Genomic DNA, 11,855 nt, shown 5'->3' with positions numbered 1-11,855 from the left:
ACGTGCCAAGAAATGGCTTCAATCAGCCATCTCCTGCGAAAGCAAGTGCTTGCAAGGGTCTTTGCGACGCCGGTCACGAAGCGGCAACAGAAAGTAAGCCGCGACCGCCTGCGGAAATTGCGCAACAGGCACCCGTCAAGCCGGCTGCTGGCAGCTCATGCGTCGTACAGCGTCTCGAGCGACCTGAAGCCCTTGACCTCGATCGGGTTGCCCGACGGGTCGCGGAAGAACATCGTCCATTGCTCGCCCGGCTGACCCTCGAAGCGCACCTGCGGCGGCATCACGAACTCGACCTGTGCCGCAGTCAGCCGCTCGGCCAGCGCCTGCCAGTCGGGCAATTCGAGCACCACGCCCAGGTGCGGCATCGGCACCATGTGGTTCCCAACCCGGCCGGTATTGGTGGTCGTGAAGGGCTCGCCCAGATGCACCGAGATCTGGTGGCCGAAGAAGTCGAAGTCGACCCAAGTGGCCGTGCTGCGCCCTTCGCGGCAGCCGAGCAGGCCGGCGTAGAAGCGGCGCGCGGCATCGAGATCGCGAACGTGGAAGGCCAGGTGGAAGAGGCTGCGCATGGGCAGGGATGTTACGCAGCGCATCAACATCGACGCAACGAATGAATCACGCCACGGGGCTGGCGACACCGTGCTGATACGGCGCCACCGCATCCTTTCGGTTCTCCTGGAGGCGCCTCGCCGCGACATGCGAACGGCCTCCATCAACACAGTTTTTGGATGGACCGCATGAGCATCGAACCCGTGAACCCCGGCCGCCTCTCCGCCCGCACCCAGGGTGCCGGCGACCTGGTGGTCTGCCTGCATTCCAGCGCCGGCACCCATGCCCAATGGCAAGGGCTGGCGCAGACCCTGTCGACCCGCTGGCAGGTATTGGCACCCGACCTGTATGGCCATGGTCGCAGCCCACAGTGGCCGCAAGCGGCGATGAATACCCTGCATGTGGATGCGCAAGCCGTCACCGCACTGATGGAGTCGACCAGCCCGCACCTCGACCAGCGCGGCGTGCACCTCGTCGGCCATTCGTACGGTGGCGCCGTGGCACTGCAGATTGCGCTTCGCTATCCACGCCGCGTGCGCTCGCTCACGCTCTACGAACCGGTGGCCTTCGGCGTGATGCGTGAACTGGCGCCGCGCGACCCGGCGCTGGCCGAGATCACCGACATCGCCTACACCGTGCGCGGCCTGATGCGCCGCGGCGAGATGGACGAAGCCGCCGCCCAGTTCATCAGCTACTGGGGTGGTGACGACGCGTGGACCCGCATGACACCCGCACAACGCGGCGCCGTCGGCCTGCGCATGCCGGCCGTGCCGCGCCACTTCGAGGCCTGCTTCGCCGCCCGCTGGAGCCAGACGGTGCTGTCGCGCCTGAACATGCCCGTCCTGCTGATGCATGGTTCTCTGACGCGCACACCCGCACGCCGCGTGGCCGAGTTGTTGTCGCGCGCCATGCCTCACGCACAGCGCTGCGAACTGCCGGGTGCCGGCCACCTCGGACCAATGACACACGAGAAGACCGTGACGGAATGGATGGCGATGTACCTCGACCCATCCCTCGCCACAGGTCTGAATCGAGTCGCGATGGCGGCGTGATCGAGGCGCTCTATGCTCATGGTGTCTCGCACACCATGAGCGTTCATGAGCATCGACCCCGCCATCCACCGAACCCCGCCCACAGCAGAGCAGGTCGTGGCGCTGCTGCGCCAAGCCAACCGCGTCGCCGAAGAATCGCTGCGGCAGGGCCACCACCCCTTCGGGGCCATCCTCGTCGGCCCCGACCACGCGACCGTGTTGATGACACAGGGCAACGTCGACAGCGTGAACCACGCCGAAAGCGTGCTGGCGCGCAACGCCGCACGGCGCTTCTCCCCCGACGAGCTGTGGCACTGCACGCTCTACACAACAGTCGAGCCCTGCGCGATGTGCGCGGGCACACAGTACTGGGCGCACATCGGCCGAGTGGTCTACGGCATGAGCGAGCACCGGCTGCTGCAGATCACCGGCAACCACGCCGAGAACCCGACGCTCGACCTGCCCTGCCGCGACCTCTTCGCCCGCGGGCAGAAGGCCATCGAGGTCATCGGGCCGGTGGCCGAAGTCGAAGACGAGATCGCGGCGCTGCACCTGCGCTTCTGGCAAAGCGCATAGCTTCGCTCTTCAAGCTTCAAAGAGGCTGGAAGGCTCGGCGCTGGCCGTCTGCCCGTGCCAGCGCCAGGTACTGCGCCCCTCGCGCTTGGCCTGGTAGAGGGCGAGGTCGGCCGACTTGTACAAGGCGTCCGCATCGTCACCGTCAGTCAGCCCCAAGGCCACGCCGATGCTGGCGCCGGCCCGTATGGCCTGCGCGTTGAAGAACACCGGCAGCGCTGCCGCTTCGACGATGCGCTTGCAGACGATCTCCACCGCCTCGCGGCCGGTCGTGGCCGGCAGCAGCACCGCGAACTCGTCACCGCCCAGCCGCGCGATGCTGTCGACCTCGCGCACCGCCGCACGCAAACGCGCGGCGAGCTCGATCAGCAGTGCGTCGCCCGCGTCGTGCCCGAAGGTATCGTTGATCTGCTTGAAGTGATCGAGGTCGATCAGCATCAGCGTGAAGCCGACGCCGTCGCGCCGGGCCTGCGCAATGAGGCGCCGGAAGGTGTCGTTGAAGAACCGCCGGTTGGGCAGGTCGGTCAATGGGTCGCGGTAGGCGATCTGCTCGAGCTGCGTCTGGATGAGGTTCAGCTCCACCGTGCGGGCTTCAAGCTCCGACGTTCGCTGAAGAAGCGCCGCGGTTCGCTCGCTCACCAGGCCCTGGAGCTCCTTCTGGCGGCGTTTGAAGATGAGCGTGCGTGCCTGCACCACCGCGGCCACGAGACCGATAAATCCGAGACCCAGCAGCACTCGGAACCAGATCGTCTCGTACCACGCGGGCAGCACGCGAACCGGCAGGCTCAACACAGCATCGCTCCACTGCCCGTCGCGGCCTGAGCCTCGAATCTTCAGCGTGTAGTCGCCCGGAGACAGGTTCGTATAGGCGGCCACGCGGCGCAGCCCGTCGGACGCCACCCAGTCGGTGTCGAAGCCTTCCAGCCGATAGGCGTACTGGTTTCTCTCGGGCGCCGAGTAGTCGAGTGCAGAGAATTCGACCTGCAGGCTGCGTGCGCCCGGCGCCAGCTCGATCAGGCCGGCATGCCCAGGCACGTTGATCTGCGTGATCGGCATGCGTGTGCCGCCGACCCGCAGATCGGTCACCACGACCGGCGGGCGGAACTCACGGCGCTGCAGCAGCTCCGGTCGCACCACGGTCAAGCCGCCCAGCCCGCCGAAGAGCAGTTCACCTGCAGGCGTCAATGCGCCTGCGTTGCTCCAGTAGCCCGAGATGGCAACGCCCTCGGCGCGCCTGAGCGACCGCACGCCCAGACTGTCTGGGTCGATGACGACCAGCCCATCGTCGGTGCTGGCCCACACCTGCCCGTCGGCAATCTCCAGCAGCTTGTCCACACCGGTGCTCGGCAAGCCGTCCGACGTACCGAGGCGTCGGAACCGGGGTCTCCCGTTGGCGTCCCGCCGCTCGAGAACATGGATGCCACCGCCCATCGACGAAACCCACAACCGGCCACGCCGGTCCAGCAGCAGCGACGCCACATAGCCGCCGATCAGCGACGTGGGGTCAGCAGCATCCACGGGCATGCTCTCCAGCGTGCCAGTCGCCTTGTCCACGCGAAGCACGCCGAAGCGGGTGCCGACCCAGATGGCGTCGGGCGACTGTTCGATGACGGTGACGCTTTGCTCGATCACCGAGAGATCGCCTTGCGGGCGCTTCAGCTCCGGCGCGGAATCCGGGTGCATCGCCAGCGTCCAGAGGCCGTCGAGCCCACCGAACCAGAGACGGTCGCCATCGAAGCGCAGCGCCCACACGGCGGCTGTGGCGCTGCGCTGCGCGAAGCTCACGCGTCGCAGGCTGTGCGCCTTGCGGTCAGCTCGGTACAGGCCCTGGTGGGTGCCGAGGTATACATCCCCTTCGGGAGACAGCGCCATGGCCAGCACACGGCCCTTAGGCAGCGCCGTGAGTGGTTGCCGCGGATCGGGCCGAAGTTGCGCCACCCGGCCGAGTACCGGGTCCATGATGTCCACGCCGCCATCGCCCACGCTGAGCCACACGCGACCGTCCGGCATGGCGAGGACAGCAGGCACATTGGCATGCGAGATGCCGCGGCTGCGACCGCGCACGCCGAAGAGCGTGGACACCGCACGCTGCGGGTCATGCTGGCTGATGGCGGTGGTCGTGCTGAGCCAGATTTCGCCGCTGCGGTCACGGTACATCGCGTTGACGTCGTCGTCACGCAGGCTGGTGGGCAAGGAGGCTTGGCTTCGCACGCGGTGTGTCGTGCCGTTGTGGGTATCGACCACCAGGACGCCACCGCCCAGCGTGCCGATCCAGACCTCGCCGGGCGCGGCCTCTGCGAGCCCCATCACATCGTCGCCCGACAGTGCGGCTCCGGCGCCGTCTTCGCGAACGGGTCGCGCTGACGACTGGCCGGCTTCCATCACAAACGCGCCGTCCGGCCGGGTGCCCACCCAGATGCGGCCGCTGGAATCCTGCAACAGGCTCGTCACGGACGGGGCAGTCTCGTGCCGCGTCGGCAGCAAAACGGCGCTGAACTCCGTGGCATCTGGTTCACGCCGCGCCAATCCTCGGTTGGTGCCGACCCAGAGCGTGCCGGCACGGTCTTGAAGAATCGCCATGACGCGCCCGGCCAGCACACCCGAAGGCAGCCGTTTGACCACGCCGCTGGCAGGATCGAGATGGTCCAGCCCGGCACCCGTGCCGACCCAGATGCCGCCTGCACCGTCGTCGGCCAGCGCGTTGACGGTGACGTGGCTCAAGCCTGTCTTGCCGGCTGGGTAGTGCACGAACCGGTCGGTCAGTGGGTCATAGCGGGCCAGCCCGCCGGCGATGGTGCCGACCCACAGGCGCCCGCTTTCATCGGTGTGCAGCGTGACGACGAAGCTGTCGGGCAGCGTTCCTGGCAGGGTCGGGTCGGCCAGGTAGCTGCTGAAGCGATAGCCGTCCCACCGCAACAGACCGCCCTGGCCGCCCATCCACAGAAAGCCCTGGCCGTCTTCGGCGAAGGCGTTGGCGCCAGCGGCTTCGGCTGACGTGTTGTGACGGAAGACCGGGTCGGCCATGCTCGACCATCGGCCGGTGTTCGTGGCGGCACAGACCGATGCGGCCAGGCCGCAGGCCAGCAACGCGATGACGCGGACCAGCGTCTCCCCGATCGACATCGCGATGAGCTTGACCTGGCCTCCCCATCGGCGACGCTGGTCGAATGGCACATCACGATCGAACACCCACGCCCGCCCTTCTGGATTGAACAAGCTGCGTGACATTCCACACGCCTGGCCGATGCACGGCCACGCGGCAAATCACAACGCATCTCGCACCTTATCGGCAGCGCGGCGGCACACTGAAAAGAAAGCTTCCTCCGAACCGCAGTTACGGCCCGGTCGGCGTCGATTGCTTCACGCGGAATGGCGGCTGCGAGCCTGCGGTCAGAGCGGCGGCACCGGCGCCAGCGGCTCGAATTCGCCACTGCGCTTGTCCTTCCACGCAGCAATCGCCTCCGTCATCTCGCCGGTGTCGAAGATCGCGCTTTGCAGCAGCGTCATCTGCTGCAGGGCGGCGGCGGTGCCATGGTCACGCGCGTAGTTGATCGACAGCTTGGTGCCAGCCATCGCGAGCGGCGACTTGGCGGCGATGCTCTGGGCCAGCTTCATCGCATGCGCCAGGAGCGCGGGCGCATCGGGCAACACGGCATTGACGAGCCCCACGGCGAGTGCCCGCTCGGCACCGAGGCGGTCGCCGGTGTAGGCCATCTCGCGCGCCACGGCCTGCGGCACGATCTTGGGCAGGCGCTGCAGCACGCCGAGATCGGCGGCCATGCCGATGTGGATCTCCTGCACAGTGAAGAAGGCATCGGCCGTGCACAGGCGAATGTCGCAGGCGCTGGCCAGGTCGAGCCCGCCGCCGATGCAGCCGCCCTGCACTGCGCAGATGACGGGGAAGCGCACTTCGTCGAGCACGTCGAAGCATCCCATCAACCGGCGCAATGATTCCTGGAAGCTCAAGCGCGTGCGGGCGCTGGCGGTGTCGAGCATGCCGCTGTTGCCACTGAACACATCGAGCGACATGCCGGCGCAGAAGTGCTTGCCGGTGGAGCTGATGACGAGCACGCGCGTCTCGCCGCAGTCGTTCAGCTGCTGCACCGCGTCGCGCAATGCCGGGAAGAACGGCGGCGCCATGGTGTTCATGCGCTCGGGGCGGTTGAGCTGCAGATGGGCGATGCCGCCTTCGCTGCTGAGCTGGAAGAAGTCGTTCATGCAGAACTCCGTGTGGTCATGGGCGACAGTGTCGGCCGAACGGAAGGCGGCAGACAGCGGGCAAGCCCCGGTGCGCGCAGGCGACACCGCTCCCTACACTGCCGCCATGAACAACGCGCTCAGCACCGCCGACGGCCTGAAGCTCCACCTCAGGGAGTGGCCGGCGGCCAATGCGCGTGGCACGGTGCTGATCGTGCATGGCCTGGGCGAACACATCGGCCGGTACGAACAGGTGGCAGCGCATCTCAACGGCTGGGGCTGGAATGCGGTGGGCTACGACCACCGCGGCCACGGCCGCAGCGAGGGCGCAAGAGGCCGTATCCATACATGGGACGCCTTGCTGAAAGACCTCGCACAGGTGATCGACGCCGTGCGCGAGGACCGCCCCGGGCCCCTGGTGCTGCTGAGCCACAGCATGGGTGGCATGGTGGCGGCGCGCTTTGTCGCCGAAGGTCTTGCGAGCCCCGCGCCGTGGCACCGGCCGGTCGATGCGCTGGTGCTCTCCTCACCGGCGCTCGACATCGGCGTCGGCGGTTTCATGAAGGTCGTGCTGCGGGTGCTGGGGTCGCTGGCACCCAACTTGGGCGTGGGCAACGGCTTGAAGCCCGAATGGATCTCACGCGATGCCAAGGTGGTGGCAGCCTACGTGGCCGACCCCTTGGTGCATGACCGCATCAGCCCGCGATTGGTCAACTTCTTCATCGACAGCGGGGCCGTCACCCGCGAACGCGCTGCACTGTGGCATGTGCCCACGCTGCTGATCTACGCCGGCAGTGACCGATGCGTGGTGCCGGCTGGGAGCCGTGCGTTTTCGGCAGCAGCACCCAAGGCCGTGGTCACCACGCGCGAGTTCGGTCCGCTGTTCCACGAGATCTTCAACGAGCCCGAGCAGGCAGAGGTGTTCGCGGTGTTGGGCACATGGCTGCAAGGGTTGCGGCCCGTGGCCGAGGCAAAGCTCTAAACTGACCTTTCCCCACGAAGGAGAGCCCCAATGAACGCACGTGACCCGCTGCAACCCATCCAGCCCGACGAGGCTTCGGCCATCGCCGCTTTTGCCAATCGCACCTGGGACGAAGAGATCGTTCCGGCCATCACCAACTACATCGCCATTCCGGCCAAGAGCCCGATGTTCGATGCGCAGTGGGAGCAGCACGGCTACATCGACAAGGTGGTGCGCGATGCCGCCACCTGGGTCGAAGGCAAGCAGGTCGCCGGGCTCAAGCTCGAGGTGATTCGCCTGCCGGGGCGAACGCCGGTGATCTTCTTCGAGGTGCCTGCGACCAAGGCCGGCAGCACCGACACCATCTGCCTCTACGGCCACCTCGACAAGCAGCCCGAGTTCAACGGCTGGCGCAATGATCTCGGCCCGTGGACGCCCAAGTACGAAAACGGCTTGCTCTACGGCCGCGGCGGCGCCGACGACGGTTACGCGATCTACGCGTCGCTCACCGCGATCCTCGCGCTCGACAAGCAGGGCATTCCGCGCCCGCGCTGCGTGGGCCTGATCGAAAGCTGCGAGGAAAGCGGCTCCTTCGACCTGCCCGCCTATGTGGACATGCTGAAAGATCGGCTCGGTAACGTGAGCCTGGTGGTTTGCCTGGACAGCGGCGCCGGCAACTACGACCAGCTGTGGCTCACCACCAGCTTGCGCGGCAACGTGACCGGCACGCTGAAGGTAGAGATCCTCACCGAGGGCGTGCACTCGGGCGATTCGAGCGGGCTGGTGCCCTCGAGCTTTCGCATCCTGCGCCAGGTGCTCGACCGGCTGGAAGACAGCAAGACGGGCGAGCTGCTGCCGCAGAGCTTTCATTGCGAGATCCCGGCTGACCGCCGCGAGCAGGCGCGTGCCACCGCGCAGATCCTCGGCGACGAGGTGTGGAAGCGCTTTCCCTGGGCCTGCGGCGCCGATGGTGGCCCGACGCTGCCCACGTCCACCGACCCCTTGCAGGCACTGATCAACCGCACCTGGAAGCCCACGCTGAGCGTGACGGGCGTCGACGGATTCCCAGCACTGAAGGACGCGGGCAATGTGCTGCGGCCGTACACGGCGTTCAAGCTGAGCCTGCGTTTGCCGCCGCTCGTCGACGGCAACGAAGCGGCGCAGAAACTGAAGGCCTTGCTCGAAGACAACGCGCCCTACAACGCCAAGGTCACATTCAACGCGGATGGCCGCGTGGGTGCGCAAGGCGCGTCGGGTTGGAATGCGCCGAGCCTGTCGCCATGGCTGGAGGATGCGCTCAACACGGCCTCGCGGGCGCACTTCGGCGCGCCTTGCGGCTACATCGGCCAGGGCGGCACCATCCCGCTGATGAGCATGCTGCAGAAGAGCTTCCCGGCGGCGCAGATGATGGTCTGTGGTGTGCTGGGCCCCAAGAGCAACGCGCACGGCCCGAACGAGTTCCTGCACGTGCCCTATGGCAAGAAGCTCACCGCCGCAGTGGCCCAAGTGATGGCAGCCTGCCCCTAATGCCGTTGACGCGCCCCGCCGGCCTGGGAGCCGCCTTGCTGTGTGCGTGGGCGGCCTGCGCCGGCAGTGTGCAAGCGCAGGTGCTCGACGCCGCCACCTTGAGGCCGCGCTTCGAGGCTGAGCAAGACAAGATGGTGGCCTGGCGGCGCGACATCCACGAGCACCCTGAGCTCTCGGGCCAGGAGGTGCGAACCTCGCGTCTGGTGGCCGACCATTTGCGCAAGCTGGGCATGAGCGTCAAGACGGGTGTGGGTGGCTACGGCGTGGTGGGCGTGCTCAAGGGCGGGCGCCCAGGCAAGGTGGTGGCGTTGCGTGCCGACATGGACGCCCTGCCCATCGCCGAGGCGACGGGTCTCTCTTTCGCGTCGGAAGCCAAAGGCAAGCACCTCGGGCAGGACTCGCCGGTGATGCATGCCTGCGGCCACGACGGCCACACCGCCATCCTGCTCGGCGTGGCCGAAGTGCTCGCGAGCGTGAAGGCGCAGATCCCCGGCACGGTGAAATTCATTTTCCAGCCCGCTGAAGAGGGCATTGCTGAAGAGACCAACGGCACTCAGGCGAATTGGGGTGCGCGCGCGATGGTGACTCAGGGTGTTCTCGACAACCCCAAGGTCGACGCCGTGTTCGGCCTGCACATCTCACCCAACATGCCGTTTGGCTGGGTAGGCTACCGAAGCGGGGCGATGATGGCTGGAGCCGACACCGTGCACATCACTGTCACGGGGCAGCAGACGCATGGTGCAGCACCGTGGACAGGCGTGGACCCGATCGTCGTCTCGGCCCAGGTGATCACCGGGCTGCAGACCATCGTGAGCCGCCAGCTCAACATTGGCAAGGAGCCAGTGGTGCTGACCATCGCCTCCATTCACGGCGGCAACCGCGAGAACATCGTGCCCGAGAGCGTCGAGATGCTGGGCACGCTGCGCACCTTCGACGAAGACATGCGAGCCGAAACCAAGCGGCGCATCACCACCACGGCCGAGATGATTGCCGCCGCGAGTGGGGCGAAGGCGAAGGTGAGCTTCGGACCCACCGCCTACAGCGTGACGGTCAATGCGGCGGATCTGACAACGGCCATGCTGCCGTCCCTGCAGCGATCGACCGAAGACCAGGTGATGGTGATTCCGAAGATCGCGGCCTCGGAAGACTTCTCGGAGTACCAGAAGGTTGTGCCGGGCTTCTTCTACATCCTCGGCGCGCCGCCCAAGGGCAAGACACCCATGAACGCCGCCACCAACCACTCGCCGGCCTTCGACTTCGACGAAGACGCCATGCCGATGGGCGCGCTGACGCTCAGCATGCTGGCGATCGACTACCTCTCGGACCGCTGAAGCATTCGTGCACCGAGCGCCTCGGCGACCTCGATGCCGTCGACGCCTGCCGACATGATTCCGCCTGCGTAGCCGGCGCCTTCACCGGCCGGATACAGGCCTTGGACGTTGAGGCTCTGGAAGTCCTTGCCACGCGTGATGCGCAAGGGCGATGAGGTGCGTGTCTCCACCCCGGTGAGCACCGCGTCAGGCAGAGAAAAGCCCTTGATCTGGCGCTCGAAGGCAGGCAGGGCTTCGCGTATGGCAGCAATGGCGTAGTCGGGCAGGCTTTCGTTTCCGCGCTCGCCCAGGTCAGTCAACAGCACGCCCGGCTTGTAGGAAGGCTCGACCTTGCCGAGCACCGACGAGCGTTGACCCTTGATGAAGTCGCCCACCAGTTGGCCGGGAGCCTCGTAGGTTCCACCCCCCAGCTCGAAGGCCCGCGACTCCCAGACCCGCTGGAATGCCATGCCATCGAGTGGGTTCACCGGACCGCTCGCGTTCTTGTCGAGCTGGTAGTCCTGCGGCGTCACGCCCACCACGATGCCGGCGTTCGCATTGCGCTCGTTGCGCGAGTACTGGCTCATGCCGTTCGTGACCACCCGGTTCGGCTCCGATGTGGCCGCCACCACCGTGCCACCCGGGCACATGCAAAAGCTGTAGACCGACCGCCCATTGCGCGCATGGTGCACGAGCTTGTAGTCCGCCGCACCGAGGATGGGATGGCCCGCGCTGGGGCCGAAACGCGCGGCGTCGATCAAGCTTTGCGGGTGCTCGATGCGAAAGCCGACCGAGAAAGGCTTGGCCTCCATGTAGACGCCGCGCTCGTGCAGCATCGCGAAGGTGTCGCGTGCGCTGTGGCCGAGCGCCAGCACGACATGGTCGGCGCGCAGTTCTTCGCCAGAGGCGAGCGTGACGCCGCGGATGTGCCCGGCTTCGATGCGCACGTCGGTCACGCGCTGCTGGAAACGAATCTCGCCACCCAGGGCCACGATGTCCGCGCGCATCTTCTCCACCATGCTCACCAAGCGGAAGGTGCCGATGTGGGGCTTGGCGGCGTACAGAATTTCGTCCGGCGCCCCGGCCTTGACGAACTCGGTCAGCACCTTGCGCGTGAGGTGGCGCGGGTCGCTGATCTGGCTCCACAGCTTGCCATCGGAAAACGTGCCAGCACCGCCCTCGCCGAACTGCACGTTCGACTCCGGATTGAGAATGCGCTGACGCCACAGGCCCCAGGTGTCCTTGGTGCGTTGCCGCACTTCCTTGCCGCGCTCCAGCACGATGGGGCGCAAACCCATTTGCGCCAAGATCAGCGCGGCGAAGATGCCGCATGGCCCGAAGCCGATCACCAGCGGACGGGGTGTGTCGCTCGAGGCAAAGTCTATCGGCGCGTGGCCGACGAACTTGTAGGCGGTGTCAGGCGCCAGCCGGACGTGGACGTCACCTGTGAAACGCTGCAGCACCGCTGCTTCGTCGTCGAGTTCGCAGTCGACGGTGTAGATCAACACGATCGCGCTCTTCTTGCGGGCGTCGTAGCTGCGCTTGAAGACGGAGAACGCCTTCAGTTCGCCGTCATGGGCCAAGCCCAAGCGCTTCACCACTGCTGGGCGCAGGGCGTCTTCGGAGTGAGTGAGCGGCAGTCGAAGTTCGGTGATTCGCAGCATGGGGAGGATTCAGCGCAATCCGCCATTTTCGATGAGCCGCGGC

Annotated in this window: 9 protein-coding genes; 5 read left to right on the top strand and 4 right to left on the bottom strand. The window is 66.7% G+C overall.

From position 1 onward, the window contains the following. Window positions 1-155: 155 nt before the first annotated feature. Window positions 156-569 (bottom strand): VOC family protein, encoded by a 414-nt coding sequence (locus tag AC1DYS_RS05850; protein ID WP_477896942.1) that lies wholly within the window; start codon window positions 567-569, stop codon window positions 156-158. 168 nt (window positions 570-737) lie between these two features. Here AC1DYS_RS05850 and AC1DYS_RS05845 point away from each other — a divergent pair, with 168 nt between their 5' ends. Both AC1DYS_RS05845 and AC1DYS_RS05840 read left to right on the top strand, forming a co-directional pair. After that, complete coding sequence (locus AC1DYS_RS05845) at window positions 738-1,601, top strand: alpha/beta fold hydrolase (protein WP_477896940.1); 864 nt, start codon at window positions 738-740, stop codon at window positions 1,599-1,601. Between the two features lie 45 nt (window positions 1,602-1,646). After that, on the top strand, window positions 1,647-2,156 hold the full coding sequence (locus AC1DYS_RS05840; protein WP_477896938.1) for a nucleoside deaminase: 510 nt from the start codon (window positions 1,647-1,649) through the stop codon (window positions 2,154-2,156). A 9-nt stretch (window positions 2,157-2,165) separates the two neighbouring features. Here AC1DYS_RS05840 and AC1DYS_RS05835 read toward each other — a convergent pair whose 3' ends face one another. Beyond that, entirely contained in the window at window positions 2,166-5,381 is a 3,216-nt protein-coding gene (locus tag AC1DYS_RS05835; RefSeq protein ID WP_477896936.1) for a ligand-binding sensor domain-containing protein, read from the bottom strand. 162 nt (window positions 5,382-5,543) lie between these two features. After that, the gene (locus AC1DYS_RS05830; protein WP_477896934.1) at window positions 5,544-6,371 is read right to left on the bottom strand and encodes an enoyl-CoA hydratase-related protein; all 828 of its coding nucleotides are present in this window, start codon (window positions 6,369-6,371) and stop codon (window positions 5,544-5,546) included. A 106-nt stretch (window positions 6,372-6,477) separates the two neighbouring features. Here AC1DYS_RS05830 and AC1DYS_RS05825 point away from each other — a divergent pair, with 106 nt between their 5' ends. Genes AC1DYS_RS05825 through AC1DYS_RS05815 form a run of 3 tightly spaced genes read left to right on the top strand, consistent with a single transcriptional unit; the run spans window position 6,478 to window position 10,169 of the window. Further along, entirely contained in the window at window positions 6,478-7,332 is an 855-nt protein-coding gene (locus AC1DYS_RS05825; RefSeq protein WP_477897292.1) for an alpha/beta hydrolase, read from the top strand. 30 nt (window positions 7,333-7,362) lie between these two features. Beyond that, the gene (locus tag AC1DYS_RS05820; RefSeq protein ID WP_477896932.1) at window positions 7,363-8,838 is read left to right on the top strand and encodes a M20 family metallopeptidase; all 1,476 of its coding nucleotides are present in this window, start codon (window positions 7,363-7,365) and stop codon (window positions 8,836-8,838) included. Beyond that, window positions 8,838-10,169 carry an amidohydrolase gene (locus AC1DYS_RS05815; protein WP_477896930.1) on the top strand — a complete coding sequence of 444 codons (1,332 nt, stop codon included), beginning with the start codon at window positions 8,838-8,840 and terminating at the stop codon, window positions 10,167-10,169. Before AC1DYS_RS05820 ends, AC1DYS_RS05815 begins: the two co-directional genes overlap by 1 nt. Here the strand turns inward: AC1DYS_RS05815 and AC1DYS_RS05810 are convergent. After that, on the bottom strand, window positions 10,151-11,812 hold the full coding sequence (locus AC1DYS_RS05810) for an NAD(P)/FAD-dependent oxidoreductase (protein WP_477896928.1): 1,662 nt from the start codon (window positions 11,810-11,812) through the stop codon (window positions 10,151-10,153). The two genes, AC1DYS_RS05815 and AC1DYS_RS05810, sit on opposite strands and share 19 nt — an antisense overlap. Between the last annotated feature and the right edge of the window lie 43 nt (window positions 11,813-11,855).

Source organism: Rhizobacter sp. P2_G4 (genome assembly GCF_056403575.1).
This window is presented reverse-complemented; position numbering and strand designations above follow the sequence as displayed.